Here is a 20,446-nt window from a genome sequence, read left to right as displayed (position 1 = left end):
TCAAGTATGGGTGCCCAGTTTCAATGGCGAGAGTGTCGAGGACGACGGCGGCAGCGCGATACGCCTGCCCACGTCCATCGCCGAGGTGCTGCGTCCTGCCCTCGCGGCGAACCCGCATTCCCCCGCGATCGAAGCGGCGTCGGGCATCTGGTCCTACCGCGAACTTGACGAGCGGGCCGATGCGGCGGCGGGCGCGCTGTGGTCGCTCGGCGTCCGACCCGGCGACAGGGTCGCGGCCTGCCTGCCCAATGATCTGGATATCGTCGCCGCCTTCCACGGCGCGCAGCGGATCGGCGCGATCTGGGCGGGAATCGGTGAGGCGATGGCCGCCGCCGAACAGCAGTATCTGCACGATCTGATCAGCCCCGAGGTCGTTCTGGCCGGGCCCCGCTGCCAGATCGGCACACCGTCGCGGGTCGACTCCGCACAGTGGGCCGCCGCGCTGACCGCGCCCGCGGCACCCGCTGTCACGACCGAACTCGACGCGCCCGCCGGAATCGCCTTCACCAGCGGCACCTCCGGGCGCCCGAAAGCGGTCGTGCACAGCCAGCGGAATATGCTGCTGCCCGGCGCGGTCCTGGTAGCGACCCGCCGCTGGGGCCCGGACCTGCGCAAAGGCGATAGTTTCCCGCTGACGATCCTCAACATGTTCGTACTCACCACGCTGCTCACCGCCCAGGCGGGCGGCTGCGCGGTGATCATGGATCGCCGGGACGTGGCCGGAGTCGCGGAATGGATCGCGACGCGGAAGGTGACGGTCTGGAACGGCGCCCCCGCCCAGCTCTACGACCTGGCGGCCAGCCCGGAACTCGATCTGAGTTCACTGCAGGAGGTGTGGAGCGGCGGCAGCGACACCTCGGATCATCTTCGCGAGGCGTTCGCCGCCGCTCACGGACTGGTGCCCCGGGTAACCTACGGCCTCACCGAGGCGCCGACCGTCGTCTCCATCGACCCGCCCGGTGCGGAGTGGGACCGGCGGACAAGCGGCCGGGTGCTGCCGCACTACGACGTCGCGGCCTACGACGACAAAGGAAACCGGCTCCCCGCGGGCGAGATCGGCGAACTGCACCTTGCCGGACGCACCGAAGGACCGTGGGCGAATCTGTGGCGTCCACTGCTCGGGCACTGGGCCGACGGCGGAATCCAGCCACCGCCACCGGGACCGGTCGCCACCGGCGATATCGGTACCGTGGACGAGACCGGCCGGCTCACTCTCCTGGACCGCAAGAAGATGGTGATAATCCGCGGTAGCGCGAATATCTACCCGCTCGAGGTGGAGCGGGTATTGGACACCCATCCCGCGGTCGGCAAGGCCGCGGTCTGCGGGATACCGCACGAGCGACTCGGCCAGCAGGTGGCGGCTGTGATCGAAACGAACGGCACCGCAGTAGATTTCGCCGAACTCGCCGAACATTGCCGGCGTGAGCTCGCCGGATACAAAGTCCCCGAGGTGTGGGCCGCGGTCGATACGCTACCCACCAACGCCATGGGCAAAGTCGTGCGCACCCGGCTCCCCGACCTGATCGCCGGGCAGGCACGACATGAGTAGGTCAGGCCCGGAGGCTCGAGCGCAGCGTCACCGCAGAGGGCCCGCAGCCGAGCCCCATACGCAGAACGCTCCTGGCTCGAGCCCGGCAGGGGCCGCGGAGCGTCACCACCTACGGCCTTCGCACCGGCCCTGCGCACTCAGCACGAACGGGTCGGCGACGCAGCGCAGCGCTATGCCGCCGGGGATCCCTCGCAGACACAGAATGGACAGCGTATGAGCGGCGCCCGAGAGGCTGCCCTGCAGCCCTTCGACCTGGACGGCCGAGTCGCCATCGTGACCGGCGGGTCTTCCGGCCTGGGCGCCGCGGTGAGCCGTTCACTGGCGGGCCTGGGCGCGCGCGTCGCCGTCGTGGCGCGCCGCCGCGACCGGCTCGAATCACTGGCCGAGGAGATCGGCGGCCTGGCCCTGGGCGGTGATCTCGCCGAGCCGGACCGGATCGCCGAGATCGTTCCGGAAGTCGCCGATCGGCTGGGCCCGCCGGAGATCCTGATCAATGCCGCAGGCAACCGGTTCGGTACCGAACGTGCGGAATCCGAGCCGCTCGACGATATCCGGCGAACCCTCGATCTGAACTTGGTCGCGCCGCTGCTGCTCGCGCAGCAGGTGTTTCCGTATATGCGGGATCTCGGCCGCGGTTCGATCGTGAACATCTCCTCGATCAGCGGGCGGGTCGGGGTCCCGGGTATCCCGCAGGCTTCCTATGCCGCCAGCAAAGCCGGTCTGTCCGGGCTCACGTCGGAACTCGCTGTCCAGTGGGCCCGGCACTCGATCCGGGTGAACACGGTGGCGCCGGGGTTCTTCCGCAGCGAGATCACCGACAGCCTCTACGACAGCGAACGCGGCGCCGAATACCTGAAGCGCAATATCCCGTTGCCCACCGAGGGCACCGCGGACGACATCGTCGGCGCGGTCGTCTGGCTGGCCGGAGATTCCGGCCGCTACGTGACCGGGCAGACCATCGTCGTCGACGGCGGCTGGACGGCGCGCTGACCGCCGGACAGGGTGTTGACAGCGAATATCTCAGGTGGAAATATGATTCTTGTTTTTGAGAATGCAATTCTCCACACTTCGCGGCCCGGCACCCTGTCCCCCGGGACACGCCGTTCGAGATGCTGGAACGACACATACCCGAACGGATCGAGGAAGGACCACAGCACCGATGTTCTCCGCAATTGTCATAAACAAGGGTGAAGCCGGCCCCCAGGTCGAACTCAGCAGCGTGGACGAAACCGAGCTGCCCGAAGGCGATGTCGAGATCGAGGTGGCCTACTCCACCCTCAATTACAAGGACGCGCTCGCCATCACCGGCGCCTCCCCCGTCGTGCGCAAGTTCCCCATGGTTCCCGGTATCGACCTCGCGGGCACCGTCACCACCAGCAGCCACTCGCGCTGGTCCGCCGGCGACAAGGTCGTTCTCAACGGCTGGGGTGTCGGCGAAACCCATTGGGGCGGTTTGGCCCAGCGCGCCCGGCTGAACGGCGACTGGCTCATCCCGCTGCCGGCCGAGTTCACCGAACGCCAGGCCATGGCGATCGGCACCGCCGGCTACACCGCCGCATTGTGCGTGGACGCGCTGCTGAACCACGGCCGCACCCCCGAGAGCGGCGAGATCCTGGTGACCGGTGCGACCGGCGGGGTCGGCAGTGTCGCCATCGCCCTGCTCACCAAGGCCGGATTCACCGTGGCCGCCGCCACCGGGAAGGCCGACGAGCACGCTTATCTGAAGCAGCTCGGCGCCACCACGATCGTGGACCGTGCCGAACTCGCCGAGAAGGGCAAGCCCCTCCAGAAGGAACGCTGGGCCGGTGTCGTCGACACCGCGGGCAGCCACACCCTCGCCAACGCCGCCGCGCAGACCCGCTACGGCGGCGCCGTAGCCGCCTGCGGCCTCGCCCAGGGCATGGATTTCCCGGCGTCCGTCGCCCCGTTCATCCTGCGCGGCGTCTCGCTGCTGGGTGTGGACAGCGTAATGGCACCCATCCAGAAACGTCTCGACGCCTGGGGCCGTCTGGCCCGCGATCTGGACCCTGCCGTTCTCGACTCGATCGCCCGGGAAATCCCCCTGGGTGAGGCGATCGAAGCGGCCGGCGGGTTCATCGCGGGCACCGTCCGCGGTCGCATTGTCGTCGATGTGAATCGCTGAGCAGGAGTTTCTCGTGGCCAAGAAAACGACCGAATCCACCGTCGAACTCGATCTGAGCGATGTCGACCACCGCGTCGGGAAACCGATCGGCGGCGGCCAGCTCTGGGATCCGTGCAGCACCTCCGATATCCGCCGCTGGGTGATGGCGATGGACTATCCGAATCCGTTGCACTGGGACCAGGAATTCGCCCGCGAATCCCGTTACGGCGGACTGATCGCGCCGCAGTCGATCGCGGTGGCGCTGGACTACGGGCACGGCGCGGCCCCGGCGTGCGTCGGGCATATCCCGAACAGCCATCTGATCTTCGGCGGCGAGGAATGGTGGTTCTACGGCGTGCCGATCCGGCCCGGTGACCAGCTGTTCCAGGATCGCCGCTTCCACGACTACAAGGTGGCGGAAACGAATTTCGCCGGTCCCACCATGTTCTCTCGCGGCGATACGATCCACCGCAACCAGCACGGCGCGCTCGTCGCCAAGGAGCGCTCGACCGCGATCCGCTACCTCGCCGAAGAGGCGAACAAGCGGGGTATGTACGAGAACCAGCTCGGCGAGATCAAGAAGTGGACGGCCGCGGAACTGGCCGAGGTCGACGCGCTGCGCACCGAATGGCTGCATTCGAACCGGCTCGGCGTATCACCGCATTTCGATGAGGTGAAGGTCGGCGACAAACTGCCGCGCCGGGTGATCGGCCCGCACAGCATCGCCAGTTTCACCACCGAATACCGGGCCTTCCTGTTCAACATCTGGGGCACGTTCCGGTGGACGGCACCCGAAGGTATCGAAGACCCGTGGGTCTACCAGGACCCGGGCTGGACCGAGGGTTTCGGGTTCGACGAAGAGGGCGCGATGATCGATCCGCGCCTGCGCGACGGCCTGTACGTCGGCCCCTCGCGTGGTCATATCGACGCCGACAAGGCCAGCGATGTGGGCATGGCCCGGGCCTACGGGTACGGGGCCACCATGGGTGGCTGGTGCACCGACTATCTGGCCTACTGGGCCGGAAACGACGGGATGGTCCGGCACACCAAGGCCGATTTCCGGCTCCCCGCGTTCGAAGGCGATGTCACCTACTTCGACGGCGAGATCGTTGACAAGACGCCGGAATCGACCTGGGGTGTCCCGCTCGTCCAGGTGAAACTGAAACTCACCAACCAGGACGGCGGCACGCTGGTCTCCTGCACCGCCGAGGTCGAACTCCCGCTGTGACGCGGTAACGGCGCGGCGCGCGATAGCCCACCGCGCGCCGCACCCGGGACCGCGCACGGCGCGGCCGATCACCCGCACCGCTGGACAACACCACCACGGGACCGCGCAACAGCACTCGTCGCGCGCCGCGTACAGAGCACCACCAGAGAGGACACCGGCGATGAGCACCGGGACCCCGCACACCCCCGATACGGCAGCGATCGCCGCGGGGCCACCGCTGGCCGAGGAACCCGGTCTGGGGACGCTCACGCTACCGGGCTTCCTCCGGGAGGTGACCGACTCCTACGCCGACCGCACCGCGCTGATCTCTCCGGAGGACGGCTCGAGCTGGACCTACACGGATCTGTGGCAGCGGTCCCATGAGGTCGCGCGGGCGCTGCGGGCGTGCGGTGCCGGGAAGGACAGCCGCGTCGGCGTGCTGATGACCAACCGGGCCGAATGGCTCGCGGCGGTGTTCGGGACCGCGCTGGCCGGCGGTGTCGCGGTGGCGCTCAGCACCTTCTCCACCCAGCCGGAGCTCGATCATCTGCTCCGGATCTCCGGGGTGTCGGTGCTGCTGTTCGAACGCCGGGTCGCGAAAACCGATTTCGGCGAGGTCCTCACCGGCCTGGAACCGCAACTCGGCACGGCAGCCCCCGGTGCCGTCGCCTCGACCGCCTACCCTTTCCTGCGGCATCTCGCGGTGGTGGGCGATCCGCTGCCCGGTACGGCCATCGAGAGCTGGCCGGATTTCCTGGCCCGCGGCAAGGAAACCGATCCCGCGCTGATCACTGCCGCCGCCGAAACCGTGCAGCCCAGCGATACCGCGGTGCTGTTCTTCTCCTCCGGCAGCACCAGCAAACCGAAGGGTATCCGCAGCGCACATCGCGGGGTCGCGATCCAGATGTGGCGGTTTGCGCGGATGTTCGGTTTCGGCCCGGACGACGAGGTGCGCTGCTGGACCGCCAACGGCTTCTTCTGGTCGGGCAATTTCGGTCAAGCGCTGGGCGCCACCCTGGCCGCCGGCGGAACACTGGTCCTGCAGTCGCTGTTCGATGCCGGGGCGGCCCTGGAACTCATGCAGTCCGAGCGGGTCACCTTCCCGGTCTCGTGGCCGCACCAGCAGGCCCAGCTCCAGGGTGCCCCGAACTGGGAGTCGGTGGACCTGAGCAGTGTGCGTTTCGTCGACCGGGACCTTCCGCTGGCCACCCACCCGACCATCGAGACCGACTGGACCGAGCCCGGCCACGCGTACGGCAATACCGAAACCTTCACTATCACCACCTGTTTCCCCGCCTGCGCACCGGAGGAGACGATCGCCGGGAGCAGCGGTGTCCCCCTGCCCGGGAACACGATCAAGATCGCCGATCCGCTCACCGGCGCCACCCTGAACCGGGGCGACCGCGGCGAGATCTACGTCAAGGGACCCACCCTCATGCTCGGCTATCTGGGCACGCCCCTCGACGAAACCCTCGACGACGACGGCTATTTCCACACCGGCGACGGCGGCTACCTCGACGAGGCAGGCCGGTTGTACTGGGAAGGCCGGCTCACCGACATCATCAAGACGGGCGGCGCGAACGTCTCCCCGCTCGAGGTCGACGAGGTACTGGCCGGCTATCCCGGCGTCAAGATCGGTCGCACGGTGGGTGTCGCGCACGAAACGCTGGGCGAGATGGTCGTGGCCTGCGTCGTCCCGCACACCGGCCGGCTACTCGACGCCGCCGCGATCCGCGACCACCTCCGCGACCAGCTCGCCAGCTACAAGGTCCCCCGCGAGATCCTGTTCTTCACCGAGGACGACCTCTCCCTGACCGGCAGCTCGAAGATCAAATCCGCCGATCTCCGCACACTGGCGGCTCGACGACTCGCCACCGAGTAGGCCGGCGACGCCGTGCGCTGCGGTGGGCACCCCGAGCTGCGATACAAGCCGATGGCGGGTCTCTCTGCCTCGAGGATGCCATTCAGCGGGAAAGAGTCTCGGGATCCTCTCGCGCTGCCCTTAACGTGCCGGTTCTGGCCACTTCCACGCTCCGGCGTGGCCCCCATCCATCCCGGAGGAGTCCCTGTGCATCTCATCAAATCTCGCCTGTCCGCGATGATCGCAGCGATCATCGCCGCGGTGGCGATCATTGCCACCGGAAGCGGCAGCGCGGTTGCTGCGCCGCACACCGGTGAAATGTTCCTCACCTTCATCCGCCACGGCGAATCGGCCGGCAATGCTTCCGGCCTGATCGATACATCCACCCCCGGCCCCGGCCTGACCGACAAGGGCTGGGCCCAAGCCGCCGCGGTGGCCGAGTACCTGGCCGATTGCAAATTCGACGGTGTCTACGCATCGACGATGATCCGAACCCAGCAGACAGCGAAGCCGACCTCGGACCGGTGTCATCGCTCCGTTACCGTCGAGCCGGGCCTCCACGAGATCGAGGCCGGCATCTACGAGGGCCAACCGGAGCACGAGGGCGGCCGCGACTACTTCGCAGCACCACTGCAGTGGATACAGGGCAACCTGGACGCCCGGATCCCTGGCTCGATCGACGGCCACGAGTTCAAGCAGCGGATGGACGACTCCATCCAGGACATCCAGAACCGCGGCAGCAAGCGTGCGACGATCTTCTCCCACGGCGGCGCCATCATGATCTGGACGCTCATGTCCGTCTCCGACCCGGACCCGAGCAAGCTGCAGAGCGACCCGTTGCAGAACACCGGCCGGGTCGTCGTGAAGGGCACTCCGGAGAAGGGCTGGCAGCTCGTCTCCTGGGACGGCACCCCAACCGCCTGACCCGACCGCTTGCCGAGTCGCGGGTAGTGCTCGCCGAGGGCTCGGATGTGCGGGCAACCGGACATCCACCGCGCCTTGGTCCGGAATAGCCGAGAACCGTCTCGCTCGGCAGCAAGTGACCGCGTTCACCTCGTCGAATCAGATTTTGATGATGGTGGCGTGGCTGCCGCAGAGTGCTGTTAGGTCGTCAGGGTCGGAGGTGAGTACGGTGACGGGGCCGGCGGCGGAGAGTGCGGTGGCGGAGAGCATGGCGTCGATGGCGTATTTGTGGCCGTGCAGATTCGCGTCGGCGAGCAGGGCGGCAGCGTGACGCGCGATGGGCTCGGTGACCGGTTCGATCACCAGCCGGGAAAGCGTCCATTCCAAGGCCGGGCGTTTGATCCGGGGATGAACTACCTCCACCAAAGTGGCGGCGGAGGTGATGACGCGCATGTCATCGGCGCGGGCCAGGGCAAGCCAGCCGGTGACTGCACGGTCGCGCAGCACGGCCTTGGCGAGCCCCTCACTGTCGAGAACCAGAGTGCCGCCGGAGGATGCGGATCCGCTCACGCGGCGGTTCCCTCCCCGTGTCGGGCCTTCAGTAGCTGGTCGCGCAGGGCCTGGATCTCTTCGTCGCCGATCGGGCCGTGTCCCGCTTCGGCCACCCTGATGAGTTCGTCGAGATTATCTCGCTCGATCTGACGCGCGACCGCAGCGGCAACGTACGCGGAGAGGCCCGAAGGGCCGCCGCGCTTCCGGGCTGCCTCGGCGAGGTCACGGGGCATCGTGATCGAATACTTGCCGGTACGCTCACTCATGCTACCTATCCTACCGCCGATACTCCAGGGTCGCGCGGATATCGCCGGTCGGCACGCGGACCCGGCCGGTAGCATCCGAGATATGGCGCTCGCACCAGGAACTTGGCCCCGCCCGCTGCTGCGCGCGATTCGTATGTCCAACAAATACTTGCTCAACCCGGTCATGAGCGCATTTGCCGGGCGAAAGAACTCCTACGCGGCCGCCATTCGGCATACCGGCAGAAAATCAGGCAAACAGTACTCGACGCCGGTCGGAGCAGATCGCGTACAGGACGGGTTCATCATTCCCTTGGCCTATGGCACCCGAGTGGACTGGCTACAGAACGTGCTCGCGACCGGGCAGGCGACAGTGTCGGCCGGAGGCGAAACCCAGGACGTGACATCGCCCGAAGTGATCGACGCGGCAACAGCCTTGCCAATGCTCTCGCCGAAGCGCCGACGGACGTTTGAGCGCATCGGAATTGCGCACTACCTGAGAGTGAAGCTCGCCTGACGACATTCTCCGGACATACCGGCCATTGGTCAGCGGTCTGAGTAATGACCCAGAAAACCACGCATATGATTGGACCAGCACTGATGGCGTTGCGGCCGATTCGGGCTGCAGGTGGGTGCCGTAGGTGCTCGGCTCGGCTGCCGATGGGGTCGATCGACGGGAGTAGCGCACCACCTACCGGCGAACAGCTGGTTTGCCGGCTGAATATCCGTCCGAGACCGCGCAATGAAGTCAGCGGCACATCCGGTCCGTGACGCCGACCGCAACGACCGGTCAGTGGTCCCGATAGCGCTGGGCCAGCTCCCGGCGGTGGTCGGCCGGTGAGCCGTACAGGGAGCGGTTGAGGGTGGCGCGTTTGAGGTAGCGGTGGATCCCGCTCTCCCAGGTGTAGCCGATACCGCCGTGTAACTGCATGGCTTTGCCCGCGATCCGGACCGCGGCCTCACCGGTGAACGACTTCGCCATCGCCACCGTTCGGCTGGTGTCCGGTGATGTGCCGGCCATTGCTGTCAGGGCAGCGGCGACCAGTTGGCGGGCGATTGTCAGCTCTACGAGGATATCGGCGCAGGCGTGTTTGACCGCTTGGAACGAGCCGATGGGGCGGCCGAATTGTTCACGGACCCGGGCGTAGTCGACCGTCGCGTCCAGCATGGCTGCCGCGATGCCCAAGCTGTCGCAGGCGACCGCGAGTGCGGCCCGGTCGTAGAGGTGGCGCAGCGGGCGGTCGGTAGCGGCGAACGGCAGGAAGGACTGTGGGTCGAGGGCGACATCGTCGGCGGCCACCCGGCCGAACGAGCGGGTCGCGTCGACGACCGGCTGCTCGGTGATCCGGACACCCGGGGCGCCGGGTTCGAGCACAGCGATGCCGAGTGTGCCGTCGGCAGCGCGGGCGGGGACCAGCAGCACGGTGGCCGCCGGCAAGTCCAACACGTATTCCGCCGATCCGGACAACAGAATGCCCGGACCGGTTTGGACCAATTCGAAGGTGGGTACTATGCCTCCGGTGCCGGCACAAGCCGTTTCGCCGCCGGCCGCCGGCACCATATCTCCACCGAGTACCGCCACGGGTAGAGCAGTCCCCGCGACGGTCTCGCGTAGTACGGCGTCGCGGCGGGAATTCGGCTCGAGCAGGTGCAGCGCGCCGATACCCGCCGCGGCGACCGCCGGGTAAGGGGTGCGAGCGGCGGCCCGGCCGATTTCCTCGAGCAGGATCGCTATCTCGGTGAACGTTGCCGCGGCACCGTCGAAGCCGGCACCCACTTCGAGCCCGGTCCACCCGGCGCGGGCCAGAGCGGGCCACTCGACAGCCGTCTCACCGGCCTTTCCCAGCAGGTCCCGCGCTACCGTGCGCAGTTCGTCGTGGAATTCGCTGAAGTTTTCGCTCATCACGTCCCCGCCGGTTCTCTGGGCAGGCCCAGTCCGCGTTCACCGATGATGGTGCGCTGGATCTCGCTGCTGCCGCCGGGGATCGTCCACTCCCAGGAGCCGACGAAATCCAGCACCCAGGCGCCGGACTCCCAGCCGCCCGACATCGGTTTGCGCAGCACCGTCTGGCCGGGCAGGCCGCTGATCTCGGCACCGAAATCGGTCATCCGCTGCAGGACCTCGCTGTAGTACAGCTTGACGATGGACGCGTCGGCCGGGCCGACGGTGCCCGCGTCGTGGCGTTCGACCAGATCGCGGCACAGTGCCCGCAACCCGGTCAGTTCGGTCTCCAGCCGGGCCAGCTGGTCGGCGGTCCGCGCGTCGTCGAGGGCGGACCGGCCGAAGGCGTCCGGTTTCCGGCATTCCTCGACCAGCCAGCGGAAACCCGCGTTGCCGAGGCGTTCCGCGAGTTCCAGCATGGTCAGGCCGCGTTCGGCACCCAGCGTCTGCTGCGCCACCTGCCAGCCCCGGTTTTCGGCACCGATCAGGTTCCCGGCCGGGATCCGGACCTCGTCGAGGAAGATCTCGCAGAAATGCGATTCACCGGTCGCCTGCCGGATCGGCCGGACCTCGATTCCGGGGCTGCGCATATCCATCAGGAAATACGAGATGCCCTTGCGTTTGGGAGCTTCCGGGTCGGTGCGGGCCAGCAGCAGGCACCAGTCGGCGTATTGCGCGCCGCTCGCCCACACTTTCTGTCCCGTCACCACATAGTCGTCGCCGTCGCGGCGGGCCGCGGTGCGTAATGCGGCGAGATCCGAACCGGCGCCCGGCTCCGAAAAGCCCTGCACCCATAGTTCGCCGTCGAGAATCGCGGGCAGATGCCGCTGCCGCTGAGCGTCGGTGCCCGCCGCGAGCAGGGTGGCGGCGGCGTGATGGATCGATACGAACGCCAGCACCAGCCGCGGGGCGTCGTGCGCGGCGAGTTCCTGGTAGAGGACGATCTGCTCCGGGATCGACATCCCGCCGCCGTATTTGCCCGGCCAGTGCGGCACGGCGTATCCCGCCGTCCGCAATTCCTGGAACCAGCTCTGCTGGAAGGCGACGAATTCCGCGTCGGTGGCCCCGGTCTGGGTGGTGCGCCAGTCGGCCGGGACATGGGTTCGGCACCATTCCCGGACCTCGGTACGGAAGGCTTCGAGGTCGCCCGAGGTCATCGTCGCGCCCGTCCGCGCAGGGCTTCCAGCCGTTCCCGGTGTTCGGGCGATTGCATCGTCACCACCTCGGCCGCGAACCCGGCCTGCAGCGGACCGGCCAGGGCCTGCGAGAGATACATGTTCACCACGCGTTTGGTGCTGCTGAGCGCGTTCTGCGGTTGTTTCGCCAGCCGCTCGGCGAGGGCGTGCGCCGCCGTGAGCAGTTCGCCGGCGGGGACCACCCGCGAGGCCAGCCCGACCTCCACCGCGGTGGCGGCGTCGATTCGGTCACCGGTGTAGAGGTACTCGCGGGTGCGCAGAATCGGGGTCAGCAGCGGCCAGAACGCCGCTCCCCCGTCACCGGCCACCAGCCCGACCGCCACATGCGGGTCGGCGAGGTGGGCGCGCTCAGAAATGAGCACGATATCGCAGAGGATCGCAATACTGGCACCGAGTCCGACCGCTGGACCGTTGACCGCGGCGATCACCGGCAGCGGGCAGCGCAGCAGCTCCTCGATGATCTCCGCGCCTTCGCGGATGCTCTCGTCGCGGGCCACGGGGTCGTCCAGGAACGAGGTGATCCAGTCCAGATCGCCGCCGGCGCTGAACGCCCGGCCCGCCCCGGTCAGGATCACCACCCGCGCCTCGGTATCGGCGGCGAGCTGCCGCCACACCTGGGCCAGCGCCCGGTGCAGATCGGCGTTCACCGCGTTCAACTCGTCGGGCCGGTTGATGGTGACCGTCCGTACCGGACCGTCACCGGTGACGGTGAGCACCTCGGGCAGGTCGTATCCCATCACGCCTCACACTCCTGCCGTGTCGGAGAACAAACCGGCCAGACCGCGGCGGCCGATCCGGCTGGTCAATGCTTCCTCGGTGCCCACGCCGCCGACCGGCAGCCGGCGCAGCGGCAGACTGTAGCGGGACAGCCAGGACAGCGTGGTCTCATCGCAGAAGCCGACGGCACCGTGCAGCTGGTGGGCCACCCGGAACACGATATCGGCCGCCTCGATCGCGGCGAGCCGCAAGGCCAGCGCATCGTCGACCGCTTCGGCCCGGCCGGACTGGATACTCCACAACGCATACCGCGCCAGCAGGTCGACTCCCCGCCGCTCGACCTCGGCATCGGTGAGCTGGAACTGCACACCCTGGAAATCCGACAGTGGCCGGCCGAACTGTTCCCGGACCCGCACATGGGTGCGGGCCAGTTCCACCGCGCGATCCAGCATGCCCAGCAGAGTCCAGCACGGCAGGGTCAGGGCGAGCGCGAGATCCGCCCGGCCGTCACCGTCCACGGGCCGGATATCCAGCGGGACGACGAACGCCGATTCCCGCACTGCAGTCGCGGATTGCCCCGGCGTCGCGATGCCACGCACCCCCTCCAGCGATACGGTCGCCCAGTGCAGATCGATACCCGCCACCTGCCCCGACGGTTCCGGAGCCGCGACAACGATCAACCCGTCGTATCCCGGGTCGTCCGGGCGCGCCAGCCGCTCCGCCACCGGGTAGGGCGCCGCCCAGTAACCTGCGGCCCGGCACACCGCGGCCGCTGCCTCGAGTTCCACCGGATCGCGCCGCGGTGCCAGATCCCACGCGCCGAGATCGCCGAGGACCGGCTCGACCAGTTGCCCTCGGCTGCCCGGTTCGCGTTCCGCCCGCTGCACGAGTTCGTCTCCCCCGGCCGCCGCCAGCGCGCGCACTACTTCCCGGCCGAATTCCCGTGCCTCGTCCGCGAGTTCGAGACGCACCTCGTGGGCAGCCTCCGGGATCGATGTACTCACGATGTCCTCCTGCGCCTATCGTGGTAGCCCCGCCGATTGTGGGCGGCTCGCGAACCCTCGCCCGGTAGTCGCACCTGTCCGGCGGCAGTGCGATCCCCGGCCGTCCCGCGAAGCCGGACCCGATGCGCACGATGCCGCGGCACGGACTCCGGCGCGCAGTTCATGGCGGCGTGCGGTGTCGCCGACCGGTCCGGTATGTGGCCGACAGGCACCGCACCACTCGACACCGCGGAACTGAAGTCATCTGTCGCGGCCGGCAACTCGCTCATGACCGGGCCTGCCCGGACGCCGAGCCACGTCCGCTCACATCCCTGGATCCGGCCCGGCCGGGCCGGGCTGCCGCGCCCTCGTTCGCCGACCCCGCCAGCAATTCCCGTGCCAGCAGGATGCGCTGTACCTCGATACTGCCGGAGGCCACGGTGGCGGCATTGGCGTAGCGCCAGTGGTCGTGTACCGCCCGCCGGAACCGGCGCCGGGTATCGGTATCGGCGGGTACTGTCGCGGCCAGTTCCACCAGGACCTCGGCGCTCTCCTGGTCGAGGCGGGTCACCGCGATCCGGTACGCCGCCGCGTCACCGGGCGCGACGGTTCCGGAATCCTGCAGCGATACCACCTGGTAGGCGAGCAGCCGGGCCCGCCGGCATCGGGTGAGCATGCGAGCCCAGCGACCGCGCAGGGTCGCCGGGATATCGTCCCACCGGTCGCCGAGCACGTCGGGTGCGGCGTGCAGGAGTCGTTCGCAGCGGGCGTAGCGGGCAATGCCCACCCGTTCGAATGCCAGCACTTCCTGGACGACCGACCAGCCGTTCCCGACCTCGCCCAGCACATCGGCCTCGGTCGCCCGGACACCGTCGAAGAACACCTCGTTGAGATGATGCGGCCCGAGCATCGCGTCGATAGGCCGCACGGTGATCCCCGGATCCGACATGGGCAGCAGGAATACGGTGAGCCCCTGCTGTTTACGACCTTCGCTGGAGGTCCGCGCGAGCAGAAAGCACCATTGCGCCATGGTGGCGTACGAGGTCCAGATCTTCTGCCCGGAAATCGACCATCCGTCGCCGTCGGGCCGGGCGGTGGTGCGCAGCGACGCGAGATCGGATCCGGCGTCGGGCTCGCTGAACCCCTGACACCAGATGACCTCCCCGCGCGCGATCGGCGGGAGATGTTTACGCTGCTGTTCCGGCGTTCCGTGCCGCATGATGGTCGGGCCGACCCAGTTGACCCCCATGTACTGCGCACCGCGTGGTTCGTGCTGCGCCCACATCTCCTCGCGCACCACGGTCTGCTCCCAGATCGAGGCGCCGCGCCCGCCGAACTCCTCCGGCCAGGCCAGGCACAGCAGCCCGCGTTCGGCCAGCGTCGCACAGAAGCGTTGAGCGACAGCAAGATCCGCGGGATCATCGGTGAAGGCACCCAGATAGTCGGCGGGGACCTCGTCGGCGATCAACCGGCGTAGCTCACCGCGGAGCTCCCCGGCGGTCGCACCCATCGTGAAGTCCATGGGCGTACATTACGTCAATCCTCATAAGGATTGCAATGTTTACTGGTTTGGCCGGACAGCGTTCCACACGGGTCTCAGGGGGTTTCCGGCACTCGATCCTTGACGACCCCCTTTCCGGTTTCAGCGGCAGCCACCGACAGGCAGAAGTCGACCAACCGCTCGACTTCCACGGACGACGGCTCGATGTTCGACCACAAATACTCCGACAACTTCCCGACTATCGCATAGGCCAGCAGGCCCGCACAGTGCTCCGGATCCCGCAGGCCCAGCTCCCGGAACGGCTCGTACAGCAGGACCGCCAGCCGCTGTGGCGCCGATCCCGTCTGACCCGACACCAGATCGGCGCCGAGCGCACCGCTCTGACACAGCACCGCCCGGGTGTCGGCCGCGCTCGTCGCGTCAGCCTGCGCCAAGATCGCCGCGACCCAACCGCGGACGCGATCCTCCGGCCGCGACGCCTTCGACATCCGATGCGCGACATAGTCCGCCAACCGTTCCGCCCCATCGGCCAATACCGCCGCCATCAGCGCGTCCTTGGAGCGAAAATGCCGATAGAAGGCATCGTTGGACAGCCCCGCGGCGGCCACGATATCCGCTACCCGCGGGCGCGCGTTCGGACCACCCCGCCGCACCTGGTCGAGTGCGGCGTCGAGCAGCCGCCGGATCTCGCCGGCGTATTCGGCTTCCCGTTCGGCCACCGCCTTCCGGGCAATCCGGCCGACCAGCCCCGACCCCGGAAGAATTGCATTCTTGTCCACAAGAAGGATATTCTCACCAAACGAGAGGAGGCGCAAATGGCATGGGATTTCGAAACCGACCCCGACTTCCAGGCGAAGCTGGACTGGGCCGATACCTTCGTCCGGGAGGAGGTCGAACCACTCGACCTCATCTGGCCGCATCAGCAGTTCGTGCCACTGGAGGGCGCCCGCCGAGCGGCGATCGATCCGCTCAAACAGCGGGTGCGGGAACAGGGCCTGTGGGCCACCCATCTGGGGCCGGAACTCGGTGGCCAGGGCTACGGGCAGCTGAAACTCGCGCTGCTCAACGAGATCCTCGGCCGGAGTTCCTGGGCACCGATCGTCTTCGGCTGCCAGGCGCCTGATACCGGTAACGCGGAGATCATCGCCCACTACGGCACCGAAGCGCAGAAGGAGAAGTACCTGCGGCCGCTACTGGACGGCGAACTCTTCTCCTGCTATTCGATGACGGAGCCACAAGCCGGGGCCGACCCGACCCTGTTCCGCGCCCGCGCCGAACGCGACGGCGAGGACTGGGTGATCAACGGCCGGAAGTTCTTCTCCTCCAATGCCCGTACCGCCTCGTTCCTGATCGTGATGGCGGTGACCGATCCGGAAGTGAGCCCATACCAGGGCATGTCGATGTTCCTGGTACCTGCCGACACCCCGGGTATCGAGATCGAACGCAATATCGGCCTGGCCGGCGAACCGCTGAACGACGGCTCGCACGCATTGATCCACTACAACAACGTCCGGGTGCCCGCCGAAGCCCTGCTCGGCGGCGAGGGCCAGGCCTTCGTGATCGCCCAGACCCGGCTCGGCGGCGGCCGCATCCACCACGCCATGCGCACGATCGGCTTGGCGCAGAAAGCCCTCGACATGATGTGCGAACGGGCCCTGAGCCGGGAGACCGCGGGCAGCAAGCTCTCCGACAAACAGTTCGTCCAGGGCTACATCGCCGACTCCTACGCCCAGCTCGAGCAGTTCCGGCTGCTGGTGATGCGCACCGCGTGGCGGATCGACAAGTACAACGACTACAAGAAGGTCCGCAAGGATATCGCCACGGTGAAGGTCGTGATGCCGACCGTGCTGCACGATATCGCCTGGCGGGCCATGCAGGTCCACGGCGCCCTCGGCACCACCAACGAGATGCCGTTCTTCACCATGATCCACGGCGCCGGGGTCATGGGCCTGGCCGACGGCCCCACCGAGGTCCACAAGATGACCGTCGCCAAACAGGTGCTGCGCGACCACCGCCCCAGCGACGACCTCTGGCCGACGGAATGGATACCGCGGCGACTCGAAGCAGCGCGTAAGAAATACGCCGAATATCTCAACGACGAGGCGGACAATCAATGATCGACTTCGCGCCACTGGCGAACTGGATGGACGAGTCCGGGCTACCGGGCAAAGGGGAACCACTGCAGACCCGGCTGCTGTCGGGCGGTACGCAGAACGAAATCTACGAGATCACCCGCGGCGAACATCGCTGCGTCCTTCGGATCCCCCCCGAACACGCGCCAGCGGACCGCGATTCGGGGATCCTGCGAGAATGGCGAATCATCGAAGCCCTCGACGGCACCGAGGTCCCGCACACCTCGGCGGTGGGCGTATGCACCGATAAAACCGTGCTCGGCCGGACGTTCTATCTGATGGGGTTCGTCGACGGCTGGTCACCGATGGACCACCGCCGCGTCTGGCCGGCGCCGTTCGATGCCGACCCGGCCGCTCGCGCGGGCCTGGCCTATCAGCTCGCCGAGGGCATCGCGCTACTGTCCAAGGTTGATTGGCGCGGCCGGGGGCTGCACGATCTGGGCCGGCCGGACGGCTTCCACGAACGCCAGGTCGCCCGCTGGACCGGTTTCTTCGACCGGATCAAAGGCCGCGAACTCGACGGGATGGACACCGCGACCCGCTGGCTGCGCGAACACCGCCCGCTGGATTACATTCCGGGCCTCATGCACGGTGACTATCAGTTCGCCAATGTCATGTACCGCGACGGCGCCCCGGCGCAGCTGGCGGCGATCGTCGACTGGGAAATGGGCACCGTCGGCGATCCGAAACTGGATCTGGCGTGGATGGTGCAGGGCTGGCCCGAGGACACCACCGACCCCGGCGAGTCGGGCTATGTCGACATGCGCGATATGCCCTCGCGCGATCAGGTGGTGGCGCACTATGCGGAGGTGTCCGGGCGCCAGGTCGACGATCTCGACTACTACCTGGTGCTCGCCAAGTGGAAACTCGCCATCGTGCTGGAACAGGGTTTTCAGCGCGCGGGCGACGATGTAAAACTGCAGTCCTTCGGCCCGATCGTCCCCGAACTCATGCGATCCGCCGCCGATCTCGCCGAATCAACGGAGTACCGGTCATGAGCGATGATGAATTCCTGATAGAACAACGCGGTGCGGTCACGATCCTCACCCTCAACCGCCCGCAGGCGCGCAATGCGCTGAACGGAAATCTCATCGCCGGGATCGGATCGACCGTGCTGGCGGCCGAAAAGGATCCGCAGACCCGGGCGCTCGTTCTCACGGCCGCGGGTGAGAAGGCGTTCTGTTCGGGTATGGATCTGCGCGCATTCTCCGGCGGCGAGGACGTCGGATTCAGCAACACCCCGGAGAACCGCGCCTTCCAGCGCCTCACCCGGGGTGCGGTGGAGGTCCCGGTGATCGGCGCCGCCAACGGCGCCGCGGTCGGCGGCGGGCTGGAACTGCTGCTGGGCTGCGATCTGATCGTCGCCGCCGACACCGCGAAATTCGGACTCCCCGAAGTACAGCGCGGACTCTTCCCCGGCGGTGGCGGCACCTATATCGCCGAGCGGATTCCCCTCGGAATCGCCCTGCAGCTCACCCTGACCGGTGAATACTTCACCGCGGCCCGCGGCTACGAGATCGGCCTGATCAATGCCGTGACACCGGCAGACCAGGTCCTCGACACCGCGGTCGGGTTCGCCGAGCGGATCGCCGCCAACGGACCGCTGGGCGTCGCCGCCTGCAAGGAGCTCGTGCGGCTGTCGGTCACCGACCCTGCGAAAGCGGCCGAACGGATGCGGCATTGGCAGGAAGTGGTCTTCTCCAGCGCCGACGCCAAAGAGGGTGCCATGGCGTTCATGGAGAAGCGCGACCCCGTGTGGCAGGGCAAATGACCACTGTCCGGGCGGTGGTGTGCCCGGAATACGGCACACCGGATGTCCTGCGGATCGAGCAGCGCCCCGGACCCACACCCGGCGAAGGCCAGGCGCGGGTCCGGGTGCACGCTGCCGCCGTCAATTTCCCGGATGTCCTGTTGATCGCCGGGAAATACCAGATCAGAGTGCCGCCGCCGTTCGTCCCCGGCAGCGAATTCGCCGGGGAGATAATCGAGTTGGGCCCCGGATGCGATGGCTGGAAGGTAGGTGACCGCGTCACCGGAACCGGTCTCTACGGCGCCTTCGCGGACCAGATCCTCTCCCCTGCCGCGAACCTCACGGCGATCCCGGCGGGCGTGGACGATCGGACCGCGGCGGCGTTCGGTGTCGCCTATCGCACCGCGTACCACTCACTCCGCTCGGTAGCCCGGGTCCGCCCCGGCGAGAAGGTCATCGTGCTCGGCGCCGGCGGCGGAGTCGGTCTGGCCGCCGTGCAGTCGGCCGTCGCATTGGGCGCGGAGGTGGTCGCAGTGGCCTCCTCGGCCGAGAAACTGGCCACCGCCCACTCCTACGGCGCCACCCAGCTGATCAACCACCGCGAGGGCGGACTGCGCGAACAACTCCGTACCGCCGTACCCGACGGCGCCGCCGCGGTGCTCGACCCGGTCGGCGGCGACCTGTCCGAGCCGGCCCTGCGCTCGCTGGGCCGGGGCGGACGTTTCGTCACCATCGGCTACGCCTCCGGATCCGTACCCCGAATCCCACTGAACCTGGTGTTGGTCAAAGGTTTACGGATCCTCGGTTTCCAGTTCCAGGACGTCGCCCCGGACGAGTTCACCCGGAACGACAAGGAACTCACCGACCTCTTCACCTCCGGCCGCGTCTCGCCCCATATAGGCGCCGTGTTCCCCCTCGAGGAGGCGGCCGTGGCCCTCGAGGAAGTAGCACACGGGCGCGCGGTCGGAAAAATCCTGCTCGACCTGAACGCTTGATCATCGAATCGCTCCGCGACCGACGGGCACATCGTATTCACACCGCAGAGGGCGTTCACCGGTGATCCTCGACTACAACCAAGTCCGATGCGAACCAGGAGCCTCTCGCCACAACCGAGGAGTTCCGCGTCGCCGCGTCGTCCGGATATCGGGAAGGTACCGTTCCATGCCGGCGGCTCGGGCCTCGACAGCCGCCGGCCAGTCGATGCGGGGCGCGGGAGTGGAGATGGGCAAGGTTGCCTGGGGATTCACATGCTCGATCGACGGCTTCATCGCCGGACCGGGACACGATATGAGCTGGCTGTCCGCTGCGGAACCCGCCGCCGCGGGTACCACGGAAGGCATGGCCGCGGAGGTCGCCGTGATCATCTCCGGCCGGGCCGGCTACGACGCGGCGATTGCCCAGCGCAACGAGCGGGACGAGCTGACGTCCGCGGCCTACGGCGGCGCCTGGTCCGGGACCGAGTTCATCCTCACCCATCGTCCGGAAGAGCTCGCCGATGATCCGACCGTCGTCGCGCTGAACTGCGATATCGAGGAGACGATCCGCCGCGCCCAGGAGATCGCCGGCGACCGGGACGTGCAGATCATCAGCGCCGATATCGCCCGCCAAGCGCTCGAGCACGACTTGATCGACGAACTGCAGGTTTTCGTCGCCCCGGTCTTCCTCGGCGACGGCATCCGCATCTTCGATGTCCCCGGCGGACGCCGGATCGACTGGGAACTGGTCGAGATCTACGAGCACAGCCCACGTAGCTTCGGCCGCGCCTATCGCCCGAAAAAGCGCTGATACC

At 67.8% G+C, this 20,446-nt stretch carries 20 protein-coding genes; 12 read left to right on the top strand and 8 right to left on the bottom strand.

The window, feature by feature from the left end; translation table 11 throughout:
* Positions 1-10 precede the first annotated feature (10 nt).
* The 6 genes from ACIA75_RS32085 (at position 11) to ACIA75_RS32060 (ending at position 7,663) form a co-directional block, all read left to right on the top strand.
* Complete coding sequence (locus ACIA75_RS32085; protein WP_397110792.1) at positions 11-1,549, top strand: class I adenylate-forming enzyme family protein; 1,539 nt, start codon at positions 11-13, stop codon at positions 1,547-1,549.
* A gap of 213 nt (positions 1,550-1,762) precedes the next feature.
* Positions 1,763-2,539 carry an SDR family NAD(P)-dependent oxidoreductase gene (locus ACIA75_RS32080; RefSeq protein WP_397110791.1) on the top strand — a complete coding sequence of 259 codons (777 nt, stop codon included), beginning with the start codon at positions 1,763-1,765 and terminating at the stop codon, positions 2,537-2,539.
* A gap of 169 nt (positions 2,540-2,708) precedes the next feature.
* Entirely contained in the window at positions 2,709-3,692 is a 984-nt protein-coding gene (locus ACIA75_RS32075) for an MDR family oxidoreductase (protein ID WP_397110790.1), read from the top strand.
* Between the two features lie 13 nt (positions 3,693-3,705).
* Positions 3,706-4,899, top strand: a complete 1,194-nt coding sequence (locus ACIA75_RS32070) for a MaoC family dehydratase N-terminal domain-containing protein (protein ID WP_397110789.1) — start codon at positions 3,706-3,708, stop codon at positions 4,897-4,899.
* A gap of 160 nt (positions 4,900-5,059) precedes the next feature.
* Positions 5,060-6,760 carry a class I adenylate-forming enzyme family protein gene (locus tag ACIA75_RS32065; RefSeq protein WP_397110788.1) on the top strand — a complete coding sequence of 567 codons (1,701 nt, stop codon included), beginning with the start codon at positions 5,060-5,062 and terminating at the stop codon, positions 6,758-6,760.
* A gap of 186 nt (positions 6,761-6,946) precedes the next feature.
* Positions 6,947-7,663, top strand: coding sequence for a histidine phosphatase family protein (locus ACIA75_RS32060; protein WP_397110787.1), 717 nt, complete (start codon positions 6,947-6,949; stop codon positions 7,661-7,663).
* 138 nt (positions 7,664-7,801) lie between these two features.
* On the opposite strand, the gene ACIA75_RS32055 is transcribed toward ACIA75_RS32060, so the two are convergent.
* Together ACIA75_RS32055 and ACIA75_RS32050 are read right to left on the bottom strand one after the other, a co-directional pair.
* Positions 7,802-8,212 (bottom strand): PIN domain-containing protein, encoded by a 411-nt coding sequence (locus ACIA75_RS32055; RefSeq protein ID WP_397110786.1) that lies wholly within the window; start codon positions 8,210-8,212, stop codon positions 7,802-7,804.
* Positions 8,209-8,460 carry a hypothetical protein gene (locus tag ACIA75_RS32050; protein WP_397110784.1) on the bottom strand — a complete coding sequence of 84 codons (252 nt, stop codon included), beginning with the start codon at positions 8,458-8,460 and terminating at the stop codon, positions 8,209-8,211. Before ACIA75_RS32050 ends, ACIA75_RS32055 begins: the two co-directional genes overlap by 4 nt.
* Positions 8,461-8,542: 82 nt before the next feature.
* On the opposite strand from ACIA75_RS32050, the gene ACIA75_RS32045 reads away from it, so the two are divergent.
* Positions 8,543-8,953, top strand: coding sequence for a nitroreductase family deazaflavin-dependent oxidoreductase (locus tag ACIA75_RS32045; protein ID WP_397110782.1), 411 nt, complete (start codon positions 8,543-8,545; stop codon positions 8,951-8,953).
* A 273-nt stretch (positions 8,954-9,226) separates the two neighbouring features.
* On the opposite strand, the gene ACIA75_RS32040 is transcribed toward ACIA75_RS32045, so the two are convergent.
* The 6 genes from ACIA75_RS32040 to ACIA75_RS32015 form a co-directional block, all read right to left on the bottom strand.
* Complete coding sequence (locus tag ACIA75_RS32040; RefSeq protein ID WP_397110780.1) at positions 9,227-10,339, bottom strand: acyl-CoA dehydrogenase family protein; 1,113 nt, start codon at positions 10,337-10,339, stop codon at positions 9,227-9,229.
* Complete coding sequence (locus ACIA75_RS32035; RefSeq protein ID WP_397110778.1) at positions 10,339-11,535, bottom strand: acyl-CoA dehydrogenase family protein; 1,197 nt, start codon at positions 11,533-11,535, stop codon at positions 10,339-10,341. Before ACIA75_RS32035 ends, ACIA75_RS32040 begins: the two co-directional genes overlap by 1 nt.
* The gene (locus ACIA75_RS32030) at positions 11,532-12,311 is read right to left on the bottom strand and encodes an enoyl-CoA hydratase/isomerase family protein (protein WP_397110776.1); all 780 of its coding nucleotides are present in this window, start codon (positions 12,309-12,311) and stop codon (positions 11,532-11,534) included. The genes ACIA75_RS32035 and ACIA75_RS32030 overlap by 4 nt, the downstream gene beginning before the upstream one ends.
* 6 nt (positions 12,312-12,317) lie before the next feature.
* On the bottom strand, positions 12,318-13,262 hold the full coding sequence (locus ACIA75_RS32025) for an acyl-CoA dehydrogenase family protein (protein ID WP_397111104.1): 945 nt from the start codon (positions 13,260-13,262) through the stop codon (positions 12,318-12,320).
* Positions 13,263-13,560: 298 nt separating this feature from the next.
* Complete coding sequence (locus tag ACIA75_RS32020; RefSeq protein WP_397110774.1) at positions 13,561-14,796, bottom strand: acyl-CoA dehydrogenase family protein; 1,236 nt, start codon at positions 14,794-14,796, stop codon at positions 13,561-13,563.
* Between the two features lie 74 nt (positions 14,797-14,870).
* Complete coding sequence (locus ACIA75_RS32015; RefSeq protein WP_397110772.1) at positions 14,871-15,554, bottom strand: TetR/AcrR family transcriptional regulator; 684 nt, start codon at positions 15,552-15,554, stop codon at positions 14,871-14,873.
* A gap of 36 nt (positions 15,555-15,590) precedes the next feature.
* Here ACIA75_RS32015 and ACIA75_RS32010 point away from each other — a divergent pair, with 36 nt between their 5' ends.
* From ACIA75_RS32010 to ACIA75_RS31990, 5 genes are all read left to right on the top strand, one after another.
* Positions 15,591-16,892, top strand: a complete 1,302-nt coding sequence (locus tag ACIA75_RS32010; RefSeq protein WP_397110770.1) for an acyl-CoA dehydrogenase family protein — start codon at positions 15,591-15,593, stop codon at positions 16,890-16,892.
* Complete coding sequence (locus tag ACIA75_RS32005) at positions 16,889-17,905, top strand: phosphotransferase family protein (protein WP_397110768.1); 1,017 nt, start codon at positions 16,889-16,891, stop codon at positions 17,903-17,905. Before ACIA75_RS32010 ends, ACIA75_RS32005 begins: the two co-directional genes overlap by 4 nt.
* Positions 17,902-18,678 (top strand): enoyl-CoA hydratase-related protein, encoded by a 777-nt coding sequence (locus ACIA75_RS32000; RefSeq protein ID WP_397110766.1) that lies wholly within the window; start codon positions 17,902-17,904, stop codon positions 18,676-18,678. The genes ACIA75_RS32005 and ACIA75_RS32000 overlap by 4 nt, the downstream gene beginning before the upstream one ends.
* Entirely contained in the window at positions 18,675-19,652 is a 978-nt protein-coding gene (locus tag ACIA75_RS31995) for an NADPH:quinone oxidoreductase family protein (RefSeq protein WP_397110764.1), read from the top strand. Before ACIA75_RS32000 ends, ACIA75_RS31995 begins: the two co-directional genes overlap by 4 nt.
* Positions 19,653-19,818: 166 nt before the next feature.
* Complete coding sequence (locus tag ACIA75_RS31990) at positions 19,819-20,442, top strand: dihydrofolate reductase family protein (RefSeq protein ID WP_397110762.1); 624 nt, start codon at positions 19,819-19,821, stop codon at positions 20,440-20,442.
* Positions 20,443-20,446 lie beyond the last annotated feature (4 nt).

The sequence above is a fragment of the Nocardia sp. NPDC051750 genome (genome assembly GCF_044453135.1).
In the GTDB taxonomy this organism is placed as follows: Bacteria; Actinomycetota; Actinomycetes; order Mycobacteriales; family Mycobacteriaceae; genus Nocardia.
The sequence above is the reverse complement of the archived record's forward strand: the minus strand, read 5'-3'. Positions and strand labels throughout refer to the sequence as shown.

What these genes read in the sequence shown, in the direction of transcription:
- ACIA75_RS32050 (WP_397110784.1), bottom strand. Translation starts at nt 8,460, where the DNA reads ATGAGTGAGCGTACCGGCAAGTATTCGATCACGATGCCCCGTGACCTC.
- ACIA75_RS32045 (WP_397110782.1), top strand. Translation starts at nt 8,543, where the DNA reads ATGGCGCTCGCACCAGGAACTTGGCCCCGCCCGCTGCTGCGCGCGATT.
- ACIA75_RS32075 (WP_397110790.1), top strand. Translation starts at nt 2,709, where the DNA reads ATGTTCTCCGCAATTGTCATAAACAAGGGTGAAGCCGGCCCCCAGGTC.
- ACIA75_RS32005 (WP_397110768.1), top strand. Translation starts at nt 16,889, where the DNA reads ATGATCGACTTCGCGCCACTGGCGAACTGGATGGACGAGTCCGGGCTA.
- ACIA75_RS32040 (WP_397110780.1), bottom strand. Translation starts at nt 10,339, where the DNA reads ATGAGCGAAAACTTCAGCGAATTCCACGACGAACTGCGCACGGTAGCG.
- ACIA75_RS32035 (WP_397110778.1), bottom strand. Translation starts at nt 11,535, where the DNA reads ATGACCTCGGGCGACCTCGAAGCCTTCCGTACCGAGGTCCGGGAATGG.
- ACIA75_RS31990 (WP_397110762.1), top strand. Translation starts at nt 19,819, where the DNA reads ATGCCGGCGGCTCGGGCCTCGACAGCCGCCGGCCAGTCGATGCGGGGC.
- ACIA75_RS32080 (WP_397110791.1), top strand. Translation starts at nt 1,763, where the DNA reads ATGAGCGGCGCCCGAGAGGCTGCCCTGCAGCCCTTCGACCTGGACGGC.
- ACIA75_RS32020 (WP_397110774.1), bottom strand. Translation starts at nt 14,796, where the DNA reads ATGGACTTCACGATGGGTGCGACCGCCGGGGAGCTCCGCGGTGAGCTA.
- ACIA75_RS32030 (WP_397110776.1), bottom strand. Translation starts at nt 12,311, where the DNA reads ATGGGATACGACCTGCCCGAGGTGCTCACCGTCACCGGTGACGGTCCG.
- ACIA75_RS31995 (WP_397110764.1), top strand. Translation starts at nt 18,675, where the DNA reads ATGACCACTGTCCGGGCGGTGGTGTGCCCGGAATACGGCACACCGGAT.
- ACIA75_RS32000 (WP_397110766.1), top strand. Translation starts at nt 17,902, where the DNA reads ATGAGCGATGATGAATTCCTGATAGAACAACGCGGTGCGGTCACGATC.
- ACIA75_RS32065 (WP_397110788.1), top strand. Translation starts at nt 5,060, where the DNA reads ATGAGCACCGGGACCCCGCACACCCCCGATACGGCAGCGATCGCCGCG.
- ACIA75_RS32010 (WP_397110770.1), top strand. Translation starts at nt 15,591, where the DNA reads ATGGCATGGGATTTCGAAACCGACCCCGACTTCCAGGCGAAGCTGGAC.